The 18,727-nt window shown below is 62.9% G+C and carries 13 protein-coding genes; 4 read left to right on the top strand and 9 right to left on the bottom strand.

The features are described 5' to 3' along the window. Positions 1 to 41: 41 nt before the first annotated feature. Together AC04SI_RS26350 and AC04SI_RS26345 are read left to right on the top strand one after the other, a co-directional pair. Positions 42 to 581: a tetratricopeptide repeat protein gene (locus AC04SI_RS26350; RefSeq protein ID WP_488475184.1), complete on the top strand. Its 540-nt coding sequence runs from the start codon at positions 42 to 44 to the stop codon at positions 579 to 581. An 8-nt stretch (positions 582 to 589) separates the two neighbouring features. Further along, positions 590 to 1,129 carry a prepilin peptidase gene (locus AC04SI_RS26345; protein ID WP_488475183.1) on the top strand — a complete coding sequence of 180 codons (540 nt, stop codon included), beginning with the start codon at positions 590 to 592 and terminating at the stop codon, positions 1,127 to 1,129. A gap of 11 nt (positions 1,130 to 1,140) precedes the next feature. On the opposite strand, the gene AC04SI_RS26340 is transcribed toward AC04SI_RS26345, so the two are convergent. From AC04SI_RS26340 to AC04SI_RS26325, 4 genes are all read right to left on the bottom strand, one after another. After that, entirely contained in the window at positions 1,141 to 2,328 is a 1,188-nt protein-coding gene (locus AC04SI_RS26340) for a type 1 periplasmic-binding domain-containing protein (RefSeq protein ID WP_488475182.1), read from the bottom strand. 31 nt (positions 2,329 to 2,359) lie between these two features. Next, a complete protein-coding gene (locus AC04SI_RS26335; protein WP_404281621.1) occupies positions 2,360 to 2,728 on the bottom strand; it encodes a hypothetical protein in 369 nt (122 codons plus the stop codon). Positions 2,729 to 2,804: 76 nt separating this feature from the next. Further along, complete coding sequence (locus tag AC04SI_RS26330; protein ID WP_488475181.1) at positions 2,805 to 9,104, bottom strand: DUF5801 repeats-in-toxin domain-containing protein; 6,300 nt, start codon at positions 9,102 to 9,104, stop codon at positions 2,805 to 2,807. 224 nt (positions 9,105 to 9,328) lie between these two features. Continuing rightward, complete coding sequence (locus AC04SI_RS26325; RefSeq protein WP_488475180.1) at positions 9,329 to 9,529, bottom strand: hypothetical protein; 201 nt, start codon at positions 9,527 to 9,529, stop codon at positions 9,329 to 9,331. On the opposite strand from AC04SI_RS26325, the gene AC04SI_RS26320 reads away from it, so the two are divergent. Beyond that, complete coding sequence (locus tag AC04SI_RS26320) at positions 9,528 to 10,418, top strand: transglutaminase-like cysteine peptidase (RefSeq protein ID WP_488475179.1); 891 nt, start codon at positions 9,528 to 9,530, stop codon at positions 10,416 to 10,418. The two genes, AC04SI_RS26325 and AC04SI_RS26320, sit on opposite strands and share 2 nt — an antisense overlap. A gap of 19 nt (positions 10,419 to 10,437) precedes the next feature. On the opposite strand, the gene AC04SI_RS26315 is transcribed toward AC04SI_RS26320, so the two are convergent. From AC04SI_RS26315 to AC04SI_RS26295, 5 genes are all read right to left on the bottom strand, one after another. Beyond that, positions 10,438 to 11,034: a ribbon-helix-helix domain-containing protein gene (locus tag AC04SI_RS26315; protein WP_488475208.1), complete on the bottom strand. Its 597-nt coding sequence runs from the start codon at positions 11,032 to 11,034 to the stop codon at positions 10,438 to 10,440. Positions 11,035 to 11,068: 34 nt separating this feature from the next. Further along, positions 11,069 to 12,358, bottom strand: a complete 1,290-nt coding sequence (locus AC04SI_RS26310; protein ID WP_404281075.1) for an HlyD family type I secretion periplasmic adaptor subunit — start codon at positions 12,356 to 12,358, stop codon at positions 11,069 to 11,071. Positions 12,359 to 12,404: 46 nt separating this feature from the next. After that, entirely contained in the window at positions 12,405 to 14,537 is a 2,133-nt protein-coding gene (locus AC04SI_RS26305) for a type I secretion system permease/ATPase (RefSeq protein ID WP_488475178.1), read from the bottom strand. Between the two features lie 30 nt (positions 14,538 to 14,567). Then, positions 14,568 to 16,025 carry a TolC family outer membrane protein gene (locus AC04SI_RS26300; RefSeq protein WP_488475177.1) on the bottom strand — a complete coding sequence of 486 codons (1,458 nt, stop codon included), beginning with the start codon at positions 16,023 to 16,025 and terminating at the stop codon, positions 14,568 to 14,570. Positions 16,026 to 16,437: 412 nt separating this feature from the next. Continuing rightward, positions 16,438 to 17,211, bottom strand: a complete 774-nt coding sequence (locus tag AC04SI_RS26295; protein WP_488475176.1) for an SDR family NAD(P)-dependent oxidoreductase — start codon at positions 17,209 to 17,211, stop codon at positions 16,438 to 16,440. Between the two features lie 199 nt (positions 17,212 to 17,410). On the opposite strand from AC04SI_RS26295, the gene AC04SI_RS26290 reads away from it, so the two are divergent. Then, positions 17,411 to 18,727: an NAD(P)H-dependent oxidoreductase gene (locus AC04SI_RS26290; protein ID WP_488475175.1), complete on the top strand. Its 1,317-nt coding sequence runs from the start codon at positions 17,411 to 17,413 to the stop codon at positions 18,725 to 18,727.

The raw sequence follows: 18,727 nt of genomic DNA, 5'->3' as shown, positions 1-18,727 counted from the left end.
GGTCCTAATGTGGCGTCGGGGAATCCCTAGGGGACTTATATATGAGATGGCAAAATGCGGCCGCAGCCGGCCTGTTGATCATGGCGATTGCCGGCTGCCAGACGGACGCCACCGACGGTGTCGTTCGCACCAACGAACCCTCCAAGGGCGACGTGACGGCTTTCGGCGATGCTTTCGACGGGCTGAAGACGGTCAGCGATGTCGAATACTATGCCTCGGACCTGGCTGTCGCCGAAGCCAAGAACCAGTTCCGCGCGGAAAATTACGGCAATGCCGGCGCCCTGTTCTACAAGGCGACGCAACTCGCACCCAATGACGGTGTTGCCTGGCTGGGCCTCGCCGCCTGCAGCGACCGCATCCATCGCTTCGACCTTGCCGACCGGGCCTATGGCCGGGCGTTCAAGCTGATTGGCGGGACACCGGAATATTACAACAATGTCGGCTATTCCTATCTGCTGCGCGGCAAGCTGCAGGACGCGCGCACCAACTTCCTCAAGGCCTACGAGCTGGCGCCCAAGGATCCGACGGTCGCCAACAATCTGAAGCTCCTAGCCTCCAGCGTGCAGAACGTCGAGCGGTAGAGCGCTCTATGCTGCTCGCCGCATCGCTGCTGCTGAAGGCGTTGGCGATCCCTCTGCTTGCGAGGATCGCCTGGCTCGACTTCACCACCCAGAAGATATCCAACAGCAACGTGCTGTTGCTGCTTTGCATGGGCGCGGGCTCGCTGCTGTTGGTGGCCGTTCAGTCCGGATCCTGGTGGGACATGGGGCTGAGCGCGCTTGCCGGCCTGCTGCTGTTTGTCGTGCTCTTCCCGTTTTGGGTCTTGCGCAAGGTCGGCGCCGGCGATGTCAAGCTGCTGGCGGTCATCCCGTTCCTGATCGGCGGCACCGGTCTCGTCGTGTTTTCTCTACTGCTGCTGGTCTTCGCCGTGGCCATGGCCGTGGTGGTGAAGAACCCGTTTCTGCTGCCGGCAGGCGCATTTCGCCTCTATGTCCAGCATATGGACCGCAAGGGCGTCGTGCCGTTCGGCGTGCCGATTGCGCTCGCGGCGATCTGTTCGATCGTATTCCTGATCTACGCCAGCGTGATGCTACTCACCAGCTCCGGGGTATTGCAGCAGCTTAGCTGAATCGACGGCCCTCAAAACCCCGACGTCGACTTCTCGACCAGCTTCAGCGCGCCCTTCTCAACCCGGTAGAACGGCATCGAGCGCTGGCTTGATCCGTCCGCCCGGAACCGGAACAGGCCCGTCGACCCGCGGAATCCGCTCGGGTTCTCCAGCACCTGCTTGCTGAAGCCGTCGGGGCCGACGGCGCTGGCGATGCCGGCGGTTAGCGCGACCATGTCATAGGCGTAGGCGACGTTGACGTCGGGCAGGTAGTTGTACGTCGTCTTGAAGCGGTCGGCGATCGGCCCGGTCTCGCCCTGGTCGAGGGTCGCGATATAAGCGCCTTCGAACAGCGGATCCATCGGGTGCTCCAGCCAGCGGTCGGTCCCGATGAGCGATGTCGTCTTGCTTGGAATGCCTTTCGATTTCAGTGCGGCTAGCATCGGCGACGGACTGGCGTCTCCGCTGGCGACGATGACGGCATCCGGGGCTTCCACCAGCGAGCCCATATCGGCAATCGCCTTGGCGCCGCCGTCGGCCAGCGAATAGGGCAGGGTGACGGCGAGCGAGGCGCCATAGATGCTGAGGCCGTTGGCGACCCGCTTTTCAACAGCGCCGGCATTGGCGCCCGACGCAACCAGAAGCACGAATTTCTTGGCGCCCTTGGTGGCGATGGCCGCGGCACCCGCTGCCGCGCTGTCGGCTTCGCTCAGCCGCACCGCGTAGACGCCGGGGCCGCCGGCGAAATTGTCAGCCAGCGCCAGCACCGGCGGCCGGTTCGAGCCCGACAGCTTGGCGATATTCTGCGCTGCCGGCAGTTCGCTCGGACCGATGACGACCTTCGATCCTGTCGTGATTGCCCTGACCGCCAGGTCCTTGGCGTAGCCCGAGTCGCCGCGCGTGTCCTCGACGGTCAGCGTGATGAGGTTGTTGCCGAGGTCGGTCATCGCCAGCCTGGCGGCGTCGAACATCTTGCGGCCGTCCTGTCCCGTGGTCCCCGGGGCCGACAGCGGCAAAAGCATGGTGATCTTCGTCGAGCCCGTGCCGAGCGACTGCGTCGCCTGCGGCGCGGTGGCGGCAGCGACGCCGGCCGGCGCTTTGGGCGCGGCGATCTGGGCCGGGTCGAGCACCTCGCTCACGCTGCCTTTCGACTGGCAGCCGGACAGGGTCGCCGCGAGCGCCAGCGCGATCGCCCCCAACTGCTTTTTCTTGGCTCTCATCGACTGCAGGCCGGTGTCCTGGCCTTTCCGGTCAGTTCATGTATTCGACCATGCGATCGTGAAAGCACTCGCATTTGTTGAGATAGTCTTCGTCGCGGTAGTTCGTCTTCAGATAGCCATAGGCCTTGCCGCAGGCGACCTTGGCCTCCGATGCCCAGACGAAGGCCGGGCGGGCCGAATGGATCCACTCCGAGCTGTTGGCGACGGCGACCGATTCGTCCATCAGCTTGACCACCTCGGCCTTGAGGTCGACGATGTTTTCGGTCAGCACCAGATTGGAGGTGCCCACGACACGGCAATAGTCGCCCGTCGGTCCGTCGATGATGTCGGCGGCAAAGCCCGTCGATCCGGCCAGCAACAGCGCGGCGGTGGAAACCAGTAGTCTTGCAGAACGCTTCATCATGAATGCCCCTCCATATCCCAAATATATAACCCTGCTAATACATAGCACGGTCCAATGGCTTAGCGCCACGCCGTTAGACCAGATTTGCCGTGGTCGTGTGCGTGGTTGTTCCGTCGTCGTAAAGCAGCGTGATCGTGTTGGCCGCAGGCAGGTTCTGCAGCGTCGCGACGTCGACGAAATTGGCGCCGTTGGCGGTGCCGTCGGCATCGACGCTGAGCGTGCCCGTTCCCGCATTGTAGTTCACGAAGTCGCCGACATTGGCGCCGCCGGGAGCCGTGTCGAACAAGGCCGACAGGTCGATCTTGTCGCCGTGCCCGCCAAGACCGCTGTAATCGACAATGAGATCCTTGATGTCCAGGCCGTCGAGCTTGAATGTGTCGGCTCCCGCGCCGCCGGTCATGGTATCCTGGCCGAGACCTCCGATGAGCAGGTCGTTGCCGTCGCCGCCGTTCAGAGTATCGGCTCCGGCAAACCCTTGCAGGATATCGTTGCCGCCATTGCCGGTCAGCGTGTCGCCATTGGCTGTGCCCTGCATGGTCTCGGCATCCGCCGTGCCGGTATAGGTAACACCGTTGACAACGTGAACGTCCAGTTGCTGTGCCGGTGACGTATCGCCGTCCGCGTCTTTCACGGTGACGTTGAAGGTCAGATCGGCATTCTGGGCTGTCGTCGTGGTGCTGACCAGGCCGATATCGGAGATCTTGAACCCAAGATCATTGGTATCGGAGCTCAGGTTTTGGGTTGTGGTGCTCGCCCCGCCGGCACCGATGGCGCCGTTGAGATTGATGGCCGTGCCGGTGATGCCTTCATCGGTCGGTGTGACTTGTGCGCCCACCAGCACGTAGTGCTGACCGGCAGCGTTGTAATCGTTCGATTCGATGATCAGCAGGCCGTCATTGTTGTCGAGCGTTACGCTGGAGTAAATGCCCGGACCAGGGCCCGCGCCTCTGAAGATGTCGCCGTTCTCGACATACATTGCCTTGGTTGTATAGGTGCCGGCAACCGTGTCGTAGAGTTTCAGGATGACGATGAAGTCTTCGGAGTTCCCGATGCCATCGAATTTCAGGAACATCGAACCGACCTGGGCATCGGGCGCCAGGCCCGTAAATCCAGTGGGGTTCGTGGTGAAGAAGTCCATGTCAATGACTTCTCCCTTGCCCATCGTATCGCCGGCAACGCCATTAGCTATTCCGGAGATGGACACGAATGCCGAACTCTGGGTGAGCAGTTCTCCGTTCACATAGGTAAGCGTACTGCCGTCAATCGAACCCGATTGCAGGTTGTTGGCATCAGTGCCGGCACCCTGTTCCGCATAGCCGGTGAACTGGATGAACAGGTTTGTATTGACCTGGGCCACCGCCACATCCGGCTGGGTGTTGTCAACCGTCGAGGATCCCGGCTGATAGCCGACGATGGAAGACGAATTGCTCACTGTGCTGATCGTTACCGCGGAGATCGGGTCGGCCAAGTCCACGGTGTAAGTTCCCGCCACCTTGTCGAAACTGATGGTGCCCGTTTCCTGGGTGGCCACTCCACCCGTGAGATAGCTGAAGCTGAGGTTGAAGACAGCCACTGTTGACGTCTCGGACGCCCAGGTTACGGTCGGCGACGTGATCGCGTTTCCTGCCACGGTGCCGGCCAATGTGATGGCGGCAAAGTCAGAATTCAGGCTGCTGTACGTCGTGCGTCCGTCAGCACCGATGGAGTAGTCGAACACACCGGTGCCGCTGACGGTCCCGCTGTTGGCGAAATAGAGATCCGTCTTGTCGAGAACCGTCGGGCCATCGTCATCGAAGGTGACCTGGTTCGACACATCGGCCGTGTTGCTGGTCGCCGTGTCGTTGTCGCCGTCCTTCACCGTAACCGTCACGCCGAGGCTGCCGCTGGCAAGCGCCAGCGTCTCGTCGTAACTGTTGAAGCCGTTGCCGGCCGTCGCTTCGGCCGGATGATCCAGCGACAGATACTGCTCGACCGTAACCGCGCCTGTTGCCGCATTGATCGAGATCGCAAACGCCGCCTGGCCATTGAACGTGCCGCCGGACACAACGCCGACAACCACGCCGTTGACCAGTTGCAGGTTGATCGCCGAGCCGTCCGTCAGCGTCAGGCCGGAGCTGGCGTTCATTACCGTCAATGCGTAGACCGTGCTCGCAGAAGCCGCGGGACCATCCGCGCCGAACAGCGCGCTTACAGTCACCAGCGCTCCTACGCTGGTCGCTGTCGAGATATAACCCGAACCCGACACATCGGGATCGTCGCCCTTCACGATTGCGCCCGTGTTGATCGTGGCAACGCCGCTCGAGGTCGCCGTCTCGTCGAGCGCGGCCTTCACCGCCGACGCCGCTGTCACCGACACTGACGGAATGTGGTCGTCGAAGCCGATGTTGCCGCCGAGATCGGCACTCACGGTGCTGGTCGCCGTGTCGTTGTCGCCGTCCGTCACCGTTGCTGTCGCCGACAGCGTCACCTTGCCGGCGGCAAGGTCGATATGGGCGTTGTCGTTGGTCGCATCGACGTCCTCAGGCAGATGGTCGATCTGCTGGGACTGCGTCAGCGTCACCGTGCCGGCCGCATCGACGGCGATCCTGAAGATCTCGCCATGCGACACCGTCGAGCCGACCACGTCATTGCCCACCTTGGTCAGCGTGATCGCCTCGCCCTGGCTGGTCAGGCCCGAAGCCGCATCGGCGACCGTCAGCGTGTAGCCGCTGATCACCGTCGTGCCGGCGCCATCCGCGCCATAGCTCGGCGTCACCGCCGCCAGGAAGGCGGCCGCGAAGCTCGCATTCGCCGTGTCGGAGGCGGCCCCGATCGTCTGGGCATCCTGCGTCACCAGCGTCAGGCCGCCATCCGCAACCGTGCCGACCGTCAGCGACGGCGCATCGTCGTTGAAGGTGATGGTCAGTGTGCCGGATGCCGTCGAGCCGTCGGCGTCGGTGATCACATAGCCGAGATCGGCCGTTGCATTGTCTTCATTGTTCGGGCCGCCCGTATGCAGCACGTTGTCGGTCAGCGTCACCGTGTAGGCACCGGTCGCCGGATCGGTGACATGGACCGAGAACAGGTCGCCGCGCGGGCCTGTCGCCGTCAGCGTGTTGTTGAGGGAGTTCCAGCTATAGGTGACGTTCTCCTGGCCGACCGTGCCGCCGGTGCCGTTGAGCGTCGCGAACGAGAAGCCGTTGGCGCCGGCGCCGTCGCCGCCGAGACTGCCGCCGAGCGTACCCGAGAACGAGGCTTCGTTGTTGTCGCCATCGGTGTTCGGAACCGCGATGTCGCCCGTCGTGCTCGCCGGATTGCCGCCGGCAAGCGCGTCATCGTCGACAGAGGCGGCCGCTGAGCCGCTCGTTGGCGTATTGGCGTCGGTCACCGCAAAGCTGATGCCGGCCGTTGCGGTATCGCCGTCGCCGTCCGTCACCGTGTAGGTCGCCGATGCCGCGCCCGTGCCGGCAACCGGACTGTTGGCCGTGAACGAGTAGCTGCCGTCGGCCTTGACCTTGATGAAGCCATCGCCGATGTCGATCGCCTGCGAGTAGTTGCTGTCAGCCGGATTGAACACCAGCGCCGTGCCGTCGATATGCGTCACCGTGGCGCCGTCGGCGCCGGCGACGAAATCCAGCGTGCCGGTCAGCGTCGTGCCTTCGGCAACGTTCTGCGAAGCTTCCGCGCTTGCGGTGGGAGCATCGTCATTGAAGGTAACCGTCAACGTGCCCGATGCGGTCGAGCCGTCGGCATCGGTGATGACGTAGCCCAGGTCGGCCGTCGCGTTGTTTTCGTCATTGGGACCCTGTGCCTGCAGCACGTTGTCGAGCAGCGTCACCGTGTAGGCGCCGGTCGCCGGATCGGTCACATGAACCGAGAACAGGTCGCCGCGCGGGCCTGTCGCCGTCAGCGTATTGTTGAGGGAGTTCCAGCTGTAGGTGACGTTCTCCTGGCCAACCGTGCCATTGGTGCCGTCCAGCGCTGCAAATGAGAAGCCGCCGGCGCCGTCGCCGCCGAGACTGCCGCCGAGACTGCCGGAGAAAGTTGCTTCGCTGTTGTCGCCATCGGTGTTCGGAACCGCGATGTCGCCCGTCGTGCTTGCCGCATTGCCGCCGGCAAGCGCGTCGTCGTCGACAGAGGCCGCCGCCGTGCCGGTTGTCGGATGGTTGGCATCCGTCACCGCAAAGCTGATGCCAGCCGTCGCCGTGTCGCCGTCGCCGTCGGTCACCGTGTAGGTCGCCGATGCGGCACCCGTGCCGATGACCGGATTGTCGGCGGTGAACGAGTAGCTGCCGTCGGCCTTGACCTTGATCGAACCATCGCCGATGTCGATCACCTGGGAGTAGCCGTCGCCCCCGAAGATAAGTGCCGTGCCGTCGATATGCGTCACCGTGGCGCCGTCGGCGCCGGCGACGAAGTCCAGTGTGCCGGTGATCGTCGCGCCCTCGGCGACGTTCTGCGAGGCTTCCGCACTTGCCGTCGGCACATCGTCGACGATGTTGACGACGAGCGTGCCGTTGACGCTCTGGCCGTCCTGGTCGGTCAGCGTTACGGTTAAGTTTTCGAACAGGCTGTTCTGGTCGAGGGCGTGGGCATGCGCCTCATTGTCGTTGAGCGTGTAGGTGTAGCTCACTTCGCCTGTAGCTTGATTGTAGGCCGTCACCGACAGCGTGTTGCCGAGCGCGGTCGTGAACGAGCCGGCGGTGAACGCCCCATTGGTGATGAAGTTGTGGCCCTCGATTGCCAGCGCGGCGATGCCGTCCGGTGAGGAGATCGTGAAGGTGCCCGCACCGGTCTCGGCCGTGCTTGCCGGATTGGAGCCGGGTCCGCCCGGCGTGCCGACATTCAATGCCTCTTCATCCACCGTCACGTCGCCGCCACCGGCTTCCGGCGTCAGGTCGGTGATCACAGGCGGTGAGTTGCCGATCGAGATGGTCAGCGTGGTGTGCGAGGTGTCGCCGTCGCCGTCCTTGATCGTATAGGTGAAGACGTCATTGACGCCGCCGGCGGTGCCGGCGTCGCGAACATAGGAGTAGGTGCCGTCGGCATTGAGCGTCAGCTTGCCGTAAGTGCCCTGGATCTGCACGCCGAGCGTGGCGGCATTGTCGACATCGGTATTGGTGTTGCCGGCGGCAACGCCAACCACGGCCGCGCCATCGGCGCCCTCGGTATCGGCATTGCCGTCCGTTGCGTTGGCGTCGGCGCCATCGGTTCCGCCGGCCAGCACATTGCCGGTCGCCGGGCCGAACTGGCCGGCCGCGATGCTGTCGATGTCGGCGACCGCCGTCGGCACGTCGTCGATGATGGCGACGGCAAAAGTGGTGCTGGCCGTATCGCCGTCGACATCCGTAACCGTGATGCTGAAATTGTCCGGAACCGTGTCGTTGGGGTCGAACCCGTTCGTGTGCTCGGGATGGGTGACCGACTCGGTGACCGTGTAATTGTATTCGATGGCACCGGTGCCCGGATCGAAGGAGACGATCGTGATGTAGCCGAACTGCCCCGGGATCTGCTGCCCGACGCCGCTCACGGTGACGCCGTTGATGACGATCGAGCCGATACCGTCCGGTGCGTCGATGTTGATCGTTCCGATGCTGGAGGTTTCCGCGTCGCTCGGCGCGTCGCTACCTGGCGATTGGGCCGGGCCTCCGTCCAGGCCGGTTTCGCTGGCCGCCTCGTCCGGGGCGAGCAATGACGTGGCCACCACGGAAACTTGCCTGTCCACAATAGACGGGAAGAGCTCGCGCCGGTCCAATTGCCCAAACTGCAGGGCAGTCGGAGGCAGCAATGCCGAGAGGTCGAACCCGTCGCCGATGCCGCCGGGGGGAACCGAGAAGTTTCCGCCGGCGCTGTCCGGGCCGTTGCCAGGTCCCGCCGAGATCGAGCCATCGGCGCCGAAGGCGACATCGACATGGCTTGCTTCCAGCGCTGCGATCAAGGCAACGCGCGGCACCTCGACATCGCCGAGGATGAAGGTCGGCACGTTCAGGGCGCCGTCCTTGATGACGATCGCCGACCCGTCGGGCTGTTCGAGCACCAGATTGCGGCCGTCGACACGGATGTTGTCGATCGAGACATTGGCTGGAAGCCTCACCACGTTGCTGGCGTCGGCGACATAGTCATGCGGCGCAGGCGCTGCCGGCGCGTTTGCCGCCGCAGCAGGTGCGCCTTCCACTGGTGGATTTGCCGCCGCTGCCGCGGGCGCTTGCGGCTGCACGGGTGCGCCGCTGCCTACATCGACCGGAACCGAATCGGCTGCTGCCGGAGCTGGCTGCCCGGTCGCTGCCTGGGCGACCTGCATCTCTGCCGGTGCCGTCGTGCCGTTGTGTTCGCTGGAAGCCGAATGCTCGTTCCAGGAGCCCGAAAAATTGTCCAACTCGATATTGGTGGTCATCTCTGAAACCCCTCCGGTATTTCCCGGAAAGAGACAGGGGTGGCCTCTCCTTTGCAACAGTCCTTCAATCTATTTCATATATTGGAATATACAGGCATGAGCATTTTTTACGCATGGTAAACCGCTGCCATATAGCCAGCTATATCTTGCCTTCCGTGAGCCCTTTTCGGCGGCCGGCGGGCTGCAGCCGTCTGGTCAATATAAGTATAAATTAAATTAGAATTTTAAATAAAGTAGATAAAACCAATTGCTGGAAACTTATCCACCTTCCTTTCCAATAATTTGAGGCGAGACTGGTAGCGTCCACAGTCAAAGGTGGGCGTTATGACAATAAAAAAAGCTTCTCCGGCATCAGCCCCGTTTAGGATTCTCCTGCTGGCGATCGGCCTTGCGGGCGTGCCGCATTCGTCGTTGGCGAGCGCCATGTCGGGTGATTCGGTGCCTGCCGGTGCGCTGCTCGAAAGGCTCCAGGCGCCGTCCAGCCTGGGCGGCGTTTCGTTGGCGAGGCCTCAGCCCTGGCAGCCTGCCGCGCCCTACCGCGTCGGCTCCGTCTCCGGCAGTTACGCTCCTGCCGAGGCGGATGGCGCAAACACCTCTTCGATAGCGGAAGCCAATACCGGCATCGACCCGATGCAGACGGCGGCGATCATCCCGGGCGTGTTCGGGTCGGTTGCCCTTTCGATGCGCAACTTCCCGGTCGCGGCCCGCTGGGCGCCTGTCTACAAGGCGATCGTCGGCTGTTCGGCGGGCAGTGCGTGCGAGCGCAAGAACGCAGCGTTCGTCGCGATGGTGGACGCGGCCAAGGCCAAGGGGTTCAGCGACAAGCTGGCCTTTGTCAACACCAGCATCAATCGCCTGATCGCCTACCGCAAGGACAGCGCCGTCTACGGCAAGCTGGACTATTGGGCGAAACCTTCGGAAATCCTCGAGCGGCGCGCCGGCGACTGCGAGGATTTCGCCATCCTCAAGATGACGGCGCTGCTGCAGGCGGGCATTCCGGCGCAGAGCATGTCGCTCGTTGTCCTTCAGGATCGCAAGAGGAAGTTCTTTCACGCTGTGCTGTCGGTGAGCACGGCCAGCGGCGCCTTCATTCTCGACAGTCTTGGCAATGCCGTCCGGCGCGACAGCGATCTCCCCGACTATGTTCCGCTCTATTCCTTCAGCATGGATCGGGCCTGGATCCATGGCTCCAGAACCGGTGGCGCCGAGATGGCCGACATCAAGGGTGGTTTCACGACGATCGCCCCCGGCGAAGGCTTGCAGCCGGATATGGTTTTCGCGGACACGATTTCGACCCCCCTCGGCCCGCAGTGAACTGCGCACTATTTAGCGGCTAGCCGTTGAAGACGAACGCCATCAACAATTCAGGTTCGGCCACCGGCGCGCGCACCGCGCTCAGCTGACCCCGGTAGCGGCGTTCGCCGGCGCCGATGACGAAACCGGTGGCGACCGGCGTCTCGCCATTGGTCTCGAGCCGCGCGAATATGTCGGCCACATTGAGGTCGAGCGCCAGCTTGAGGTCGTGACGCGCATCGTCGTTTGGTGCTGTCGGCAGCTGCCGCTTGACCAACTGCTGGAACGGCGCGTTGAACGTCAGGATCTTCTTCGACGATGACAGCGCGAAGGCAGGCGAGGGACAGGCGACCAGAATGGCGTTGATCGTCCTGATCGAGGCGAGCTTTCGCAGCATCAGATTTTCTTCCGCCATGCCGCGCATGCAGGCGACCCGGATCGCCGACGTCAGGTTCCCCTGATCGGCATGGCTTTCGGCGATCTCGTCGACCAGCATGCCGATCGTGCATTTCCGGGCTTCGGCCATCTGCTTGAGCGACGCCCAGAACGCGCGTTCCAGGCGAATGCCGCGGCGTATGCCGCCTCGTGCGACGACCCGGAACTCCGGGCCGAAATCATCGGCCGCAAGCGGCAGCATCAGCCGCTCGCCTTGGGTGGCGGGAAGGGCGGAGCTATCGTTCACTCATGGCCTCCTGGCGCGCTTTGTTGATCGGCTTCAGCAGGTAGTTCAGGATCGTCTTGCGCCCGGTCTTGATGTCGACCGAGCAGATCATGCCCGGGATGATCGAATAGGCCTTGCCGTCCCTTTCCAGCGTCGACGTGTCCGTCGCGACGCGCACCTGGTAGTAGGGTTCGCCCGTCTTCTGGTCGACCAGGCTGTCGGCGGTGATGTTCGAGACCTTGCCTTCGATGCCGCCGAAGATCGAGAAGTCGTAGGCGGTGACCTTGATCAGCGCATCCTGGTTCTCACGAATGAAGGCGACATCGCGTGGCGAAACCCGCGCTTCGACCAAAAGGGTCTCGGAGGTGGGCACGATGCCGGCCACGACGGCGCCGGGCTGCACGAAGGCGCCGACCGTGTTCAACTCCATCGTGTTGACGATGCCGTCCACCGGCGAACGGATGTCGGTGCGCGCGACCTTGTCGGTGGCACCGCGAATGGTCTCGTCCACCACCGAAAGCTCGGCCAGCGCCTGGGTCAGGTCGTCCAGCGCTTCCTGTTGCAGCTGGAGACCGAGCTCGTCGACCTGCAGCTGCGCTTCGGTGATGGCACCCTTGGCCTTCTTTATGGTCTCGCCGGCCAGGTTCAGCTGGCCATTGAGCTCAGCCTGCTGCCCATCGACGCGGATCTGCTCGGTCCTGGCCATCAGGCCTTTTTTGACCATCGCTTCGACCAGCTTTGCCTCCTGGTCGCTAATCACCAGGTTCTTGGTCAGGCGGTCGGCATTGGCGGTTGCTTCGTCCAGTTCCTTCTCGCGCTGGTCGAGGCGCGATTTGAGCACCGACAGCTTGATATCGAAATTCTGGCGCCGGGCGATGAGCAGTTTCTGCTCGTTGTCGCAGATCTCCGGTGCGACCGACTGGATTTCCTCCGGGCACGGAAAGGGGCCGGAAAGGCTGCCGGCCTGCTCGAATTTGAGCCTCGCGATGCGCACCTGCAATGCGCGCGCCTTGGCCTGCTGTTCGCCGAGGCTGGAGGTGTTGACCGTGTTGTCGAGCCGGATGATGAGGTCGTTCTTCTTGACCACCTGGCCGATCCTCACCGCGATTTCCTGAACCACGCCGGCCTCGCTGGCCTGGATGATCTGGGTCTTGGATGCGGGTATGACCTTGCCGTCGCCGCGCGCGATTTCATCGACTTCGGCGAACGACGCCCAGCCTACGAACGAGACGAACAGCGCCCCGATGATGAATATGGACGCCGACGCAAACAGCGGTGGGCGGTCTTCCCTTGCAAGCATTTCCCACGTCCCATTATATTGAAATGGTTCAATATAATCCGTTTTGTCAGGCGCTGTTCTTCTGCAGCGCCTGTATGACTTGTTCCTTCGGCCCGTCGGCGACGATCCGGCCTTGATCGATGACGATGAGGCGATCGGCGAGTTCGAGCATGCTGAAGCGGTGGGTCGAGACGATCAGCGTCGTGTTCCGCTCGAAAGCCACCTTGAGCTGCCTGATCAACTGCCGTTCCGAGGCAAGGTCCATCGACCCCGACGGCTCATCCAGAAAAACGATCTTCGGCTTGGTCAAAAGCAGCCGCGCGATCGCCACTGCCTGCCTCTGGCCGCCCGAGAGATTGGTGCCGCGCTCGCCGACATTCATGTCGTAGCCACGTGGGTGACGGGAGACGAATTCGTCGACGCCGGCAGCCTTCGCGGCGTCGATGATCTCCTCGTCGGAGGCTTCCGGGGCCGCCATCAGGAGGTTCTCCTTGATGGTGCCTGAAAACAGATCGCCGGCCTGGGCAACGATCCCGACTGCGGCGCGAACCTCCGAAGGGTGATATTGGCGAATGTCGATGCCGTCGAGCAGCAGTTCTCCCGAGGTCGGCAGGAAAAGCCTGCCGATCAGCCGCCCCATCGTTGTCTTGCCGGATCCGATGCGACCGATGATGCCCACCCGCTCGCCCGGTTTGACGGAGATGTTCAGCCCGCTCAGAACCTCGTTCTCCGAACCCGGATAGACAAAGCCGACATTCTTGAAGACCATCGCGCCGTTGCGGATCGGACGGTTGACGAAGCCGACCGTATCCGGCCGGTCCTCCGGTTGAGACATGATCGCGTTGACTATTCGCAGCGACAGCATGGCCTGGCGGAACCTGGACAGCGTGATGGCGATCTGGCCAAGCGGCGCCACCGCCCGGCTGGCCAGCATGACAGTGCCGATGATCGCGCCCGTCGACACATAGCCCGCGGAAAAGGCGTAGGCGCCGGCCACGACCAGCGCGACGGTCACCAACTGCTGGATGGATCCGGTGATGTTGCCGGCGGCGGCCGAAAGCTGCTTGATCTTTTCCGACGTGTTGGCAGCATTCTTGGAGTGCTCGCCCCATTTGCGCAGCAGATAGGCCTCGGCGCGCAGCGACTTGATCGTCTCCAGGGTCGAAATGGATTCGACCAACAGGGCTTGGCGCTGCGCGGCTTCGTTCATCGAGGCGGCGACACGCTTGCCGATACGGCGCTGCGTGATCAGGCCGACGATGACTGAAATCACAAAGGCCAGCGCCGGTATGATCACCAGCCAGCCACCTATCGCATAGATGACCAGCAGGAAGATGAAGACGAAGACCGTATCGATGAAGACGCTGATGGTGTTGGAGGTGAAGAACTCTCGCACGAACTCGTATTGGGTCACCCGGTTTGCGTATTCACCCGTCGAACTGGGCCGCGCCGACAGTGACGAATTGAGCACTTTCTCGAACAGCAGATACGAAATCCGCAGATCCGCCTTGCGCCCGGCATAGTCGATGAGCGAGGCGCGGGCCGTCTTCAAAAGCAGATCGAACACAATGACGGCGCCGATCCCGACCGCCAGGACCCAGAGCGTCGCGACCGCTTTGTTCGGCAGGATCCGGTCATAGACGTTCATGGTGAAGATCGGCGAGGCGATGGCGAGCAGGTTGATGAAGACCGCCGACAGCACGACCTTCGAATAGGTGCGCCAGAACGCGCCCATGGTTCCGGTCAGCCAGTGCCGTCTTTCGATCTTCGCCGCCGAGCCGACCTTCATCGCCTCGGTGGTGTTGGCATAGGTGATCGAGAAAGAGGCGCCGCCGCTGATATAGCTTTCGACCAGCTCGGATTTGCCGATCGTGGTGCGGCCGTTCTCCTGGGGAGCGGTCAGATAGTCGCCGCCTTCGATTTCCGCGAGCAGGGCGACCGGCAGCTGGCTGGCGCGAAAGACGATGGCCGGAAGGTCGAAGCGACCGCGCACGAAATCGCGGTGGTTGAATTCCGCGACCTCCAGGCCGATGCGCTCGGCCAGATGCCTGATGTCGCCGGCCTCGATGCGCGTCTCCGCGATCGGAACGCCGGCGAACAGCACGGTCTCCGCGCTCGGCCTGCCGAGATAGGCGGCAACGGCCGAAAAGCAGGCCTTGAAGGCCTCTTTGGGCGACAGGATATTGGGCTGCTGGTTCACGATCCGCTCCCGAAGGACCCGCGATCGATCTTACATCGGCTGCTTTTTCCGGACTGGAGCGAGGATGTCGAAGGGCAGATCGTTCTTCTGTTCCGACGGCGTCCGTGCATAGGTTTCAGTGTCGGCGGTTGCCGGCACGGCGAATTCGGACCGCGCATAGGCCGCGGCCTGTTTGGCCGGCTGGATGTTCATCGTCTTCAGCAACTGTCCCGTTGCGGCCAGCAGCCGATACTGGGCGAAAAGTGACGCGTAGGATGCGGTATCCGCCAGCGTCGCCGTGTTGAACCGCGTATTCTGCGCGTCCAGCACGTCGAGCAGCGATCGCTGGCCGACCTTGAACTGTTCGCGATAGGACGCGACCAGCCGTTCGTTGGCGGCAGCCTGTTGCCGCAGCGTCTTTGCCAGGTCGGCTTGCCGGAAGCGACGATCCCATGAGGTCCGCACTGCTTCCTCGATCTCGCGCTGGACCTGATGCAAAGCGAGGCGCTGTTCGCTGGTGCGGCGGATCTGTTCCTGCTCGTTGGCCTTGTCGATGCCGCCGCGGTAGAGGTTCCAGCGCAGCACCAGCCGCGCCTGCAGGTCGTTGGTGTCGCCATCGTCGCCATCGATGTCGGTTCCCGCCCGGGCGCGACCTTCGGCGATGATGGAGGGTCCGAATTTCGCCCGTGCTGCGTCGACAAGGGAGGCCGCCGCGTCGATGTCGCTGTTGGCCATGTGCACGCGCGGATTGCTTTCCCGCGCCAGCCCGATTGCTTCATCGAGCGACCTTGGCAGTGCGGCGGAGACATCGCCCGGCCTTGAAGCGTTGGTCAGCGGCTTTCCGACGGTTTTGAAGAAGCGTATCTTGGCTGCTTCCAGTTCCTCGGTGGCTTCCTGCATGCGCGCCTTGGCGGCGAACAGCCGCTCCTCGGCCTGTTGCCGGTCTGCGTCGTTCAGCGCCCCGCCGTCGATACCCTGCCGGATGTCGCCGAGTATAGCCTGGTGGAAGCCGAGGTTTTTCTTGGCCTCGGCAACGATCGACGCCTGCAGCATGTATTCCAGATAGTCCTGGACAACGGAGAGCCCGATGAATTCGGACCGTTCCAGAACCCGGAACGAAGCGCCGTCGACGCGCGACGCCTGACGGGTCAATTCGGCCCGTCTTGCGCCGCTGTCATAGAGCGTCTGCGAAATCGTAAGATCGGTTTCAACGGGATAGAGCGCGTCGTCCTCGATGGAAAGCGCGCGCCGGGATGGATTGTCGAGGCGCCGGGCGCCTGCCGACCCTTCCAGATCGACGCTGGGAAGGTAAAGACCTTTCGCCTGGCGCAGCTCGAATTCGATTGCTTCGCGGTTTTCAATCGCCTGGCCGATCTCCGGATTGGATTCGACGGCGACTGCCATTGCTTCTTTGAGAGAGAGTGCGCCGGCGCTTCCGCAAGCCAGCACTGACACCGTCACGGCAAGCGCAATACGCCAGCCGACGGTCACTTTACCCGTCCTGTTCATGTCTACCCCGTGACTTTCCCCGCGCCTTTGTTGTTTTTTTGGCGCTTAATTGCCCAAGCCTGCCACCGGAGCTTGCGGCGAGTATCTATCAGATTTTCAAAGGATGTGAGTACTTAATGATTTAGACGCCTCTAAAACCGGGCGTTCGCGCCATTAGACCCAATAGATGTAGCAAAAATGGCACATAGGGCCTTGCGTCGCCGCACTGTCATTCAGCGCGAATCGGGCCAGAAGCACGAGTCTCCTGGAAAACTGCAGGCCCGCACTCGCGAAAGCCGCCCGGTCGCCGCTACTGACCCTGCTGCAGCATTTCAGCAGTAATGCGCCCCGTTGGTAAATATGTCGGGAATGCAATGCTTTCTCTCAGCGTCAGCTCAATCCTTTGAGACGATTGGCCTGCAAGCCTGGTCGCTCACGCCACCGACCACCCGCCATCGACCAATATATTGACGCCGGTGATCATCGACGCCGCCGGCGAGGCCAGGAACACCACTGTTCCCGCGACATCGATCGGGTCGCCGATGCGGCCAAGCGGAATGTGCCCCAGCACATGCGCGTGAAAGTCGGGCTCGGCCAGCGATGGACGTGTTCCGTCGGTCCAGATGAAGGTTGGCGCGACGCTATTGACGTTGATCCGGTGTTGCGCCCATTCGGCGGCCAGGCAGCGCGTCAGGTGGTTGATCGCGGCCTTGCTCATGCAATAGATCGCCTCGCCCTTCAGCGTCACCGTACCGGCCTGCGAGCTGATGTTGATGATGCGCCCGGATTTCTGCGCGATCATCAGTTTTGCAACTGCTTGCGTAGTGAAAAACGTGCCCTTGAGGTTGACGTTGACGGTGAGGTCGAAATCTTCCTCGGTGACGTTCTCGGCCAGGTTTTCCGGCCCGAGCCCGACATTGTTGACCAGCACATCGATGCGGCCGAAGGCGGCGTGCGCCTCGGCGACAGATTTTCGCACCGTAGCGAGATCGGCGAGATCCATCCGCACGGCCAGCGCCCGGCGGCCGATGCGCTCGATTTCGGCGACAAGCTCTGCGCCGTCGGCAGCGCTGCGCACACTGACGATCATGTCGGCGCCTGAGCCGGCGCAGGCCAGCGCGCAGGCGCGCCCGATGCCGCGCGAGGCGCCTGTGACCAGCACCACCTTGCCGGCCAGATCGAATTTCGGCGTGAATTCCGCTGTCATCTCGTCCTCCCTGGAAGTCTCCCTTCCCGAACATTAGCCGGTCGCGCTACGAAAGCCAGAAGCCTGCAAATCGCTGCGCAAAATCTATTCGGGTTCTGCACAGCGTGCGCAACAAATTGCCACGAGCGGCTGGTTTTGTTGGCAAACGGGGATCGTTCCCTGTATTGCGGGCCAAAGGCAAAAGCGTGGACGTTCTTGTATGACAAATGTCGCCCTGACCGGGCTTGCCCGCGACCTCGCCAGGCGCGCCACCGAGGGTAAGCCGGTGCGCATCGGCGTCATCGGCTCCGGCGAGATGGGCACCGATCTGGTGACACAGGGCATGCTGATGCCGGGCATTTCGGTCTGCGCGGTGTCGACCAGGCGTCCGCATACCGCCCGTGACGCCATCCGCATCGCCTATGGCGACGAGGCGATGGCGGTGGAAGCGGACACGGCCTCGAAAGTCACCGCCGCGATCGAGAATGGAAAAATCGCCATCACCTCGAACGAGATGCTGGTGACCAGTCCACTGATCGACGTCGTCATCGACGCCACCGGCAAGCCCGGCGTCGCCGCCGATTTCGACCTGAAGGCGATGGAGCACGGCAAGCACCTGGTGATGATGAATGTCGAGGCCGACGTCACCATCGGCTGCTACCTCAAGCAGCAGGCCGACCGGCTCGGCGTCGTCTATTCGGTCGGCGCGGGTGACGAGCCGTCGAGCTGCATGGAACTGATCGAGTTCGCCGCCGCTCTCGGCTACACCATCGTCTCGGCCGGCAAGGGCAAGAACAACCCGCTCAACCACGACGCCGTGCCTGACGACTATCGCGAGGAAGCGATCCGCCGCAACATGAACCCGCGCATGCTGGTCGAGTTCGTCGACGGCTCGAAGACCATGGTCGAGATGTGCGCCATCGCCAACGCCACCGGCCTGGTGCCCGATGTTCCGGGCATGCACGGCCCGAAGACCGACCGCGATGAACTGGCCAAGGTGCTGATCCCGAAGGCTGATGGCGGCATTCTCTCCAAAAAGGGTGTCGTCGACTACACGGTCGGCAAGGGCGTCGCGCCCGGTGTCTTCGTCATCGTCGAGGCGACGCATCCGCGCGTCATCGAGCGCATGGACGATCTCCATGTCGGCTACGGCCCCTATTACAGCTTCTTCCGACCCTATCACCTGACCTCGCTGGAGGTGCCGCTGACCGCCGCCCGCATCGTGCTCTACGGCCGGCCCGATATGGTGCCGCTGCCGAAGCCGGTGGCCGAGGTCTGCGCGGTCGCCAAGCGCGATCTTGCCGCCGGCGAGAGTTTCGACGCCATCGGCGAGACCTGCTACCGATCCTGGACCATGACCGTCGGCGAGGCCCGCGCCAATCGCGCCGTGCCCGTCGGACTGCTCGAGGGCGGCAAGGTGCTGAAGCCTGTCAAAAAGGGCGAGTTGCTCACCGCCGACAACGCCGCTCCCGACCAGACGACCAGGCTGTTCGCCCTGCGCCGGCTGCAGGACGAAATGTTGTACGGGTCAAATTAA

This window comes from Mesorhizobium sp. CNPSo 4689 (assembly GCF_057784325.1).
This window is presented reverse-complemented; position numbering and strand designations above follow the sequence as displayed.

Coding starts and splice junctions, on each gene's coding strand:
- AC04SI_RS26350 (WP_488475184.1), top strand. CDS start 42: ATGAGATGGCAAAATGCGGCCGCAGCCGGCCTGTTGATCATGGCGATT.
- AC04SI_RS26345 (WP_488475183.1), top strand. CDS start 590: ATGCTGCTCGCCGCATCGCTGCTGCTGAAGGCGTTGGCGATCCCTCTG.
- AC04SI_RS26330 (WP_488475181.1), bottom strand. CDS start 9,104: ATGACCACCAATATCGAGTTGGACAATTTTTCGGGCTCCTGGAACGAG.
- AC04SI_RS26320 (WP_488475179.1), top strand. CDS start 9,528: ATGTCGGGTGATTCGGTGCCTGCCGGTGCGCTGCTCGAAAGGCTCCAG.
- AC04SI_RS26310 (WP_404281075.1), bottom strand. CDS start 12,358: ATGCTTGCAAGGGAAGACCGCCCACCGCTGTTTGCGTCGGCGTCCATA.
- AC04SI_RS26335 (WP_404281621.1), bottom strand. CDS start 2,728: ATGAAGCGTTCTGCAAGACTACTGGTTTCCACCGCCGCGCTGTTGCTG.
- AC04SI_RS26315 (WP_488475208.1), bottom strand. CDS start 11,034: ATGCTGCCGCTTGCGGCCGATGATTTCGGCCCGGAGTTCCGGGTCGTC.
- AC04SI_RS26325 (WP_488475180.1), bottom strand. CDS start 9,529: ATGGCGCTCGCCAACGACGAATGCGGCACGCCCGCAAGGCCGATCGCC.
- AC04SI_RS26290 (WP_488475175.1), top strand. CDS start 17,411: ATGACAAATGTCGCCCTGACCGGGCTTGCCCGCGACCTCGCCAGGCGC.
- AC04SI_RS26340 (WP_488475182.1), bottom strand. CDS start 2,328: ATGAGAGCCAAGAAAAAGCAGTTGGGGGCGATCGCGCTGGCGCTCGCG.
- AC04SI_RS26295 (WP_488475176.1), bottom strand. CDS start 17,211: ATGACAGCGGAATTCACGCCGAAATTCGATCTGGCCGGCAAGGTGGTG.
- AC04SI_RS26300 (WP_488475177.1), bottom strand. CDS start 16,025: ATGAACAGGACGGGTAAAGTGACCGTCGGCTGGCGTATTGCGCTTGCC.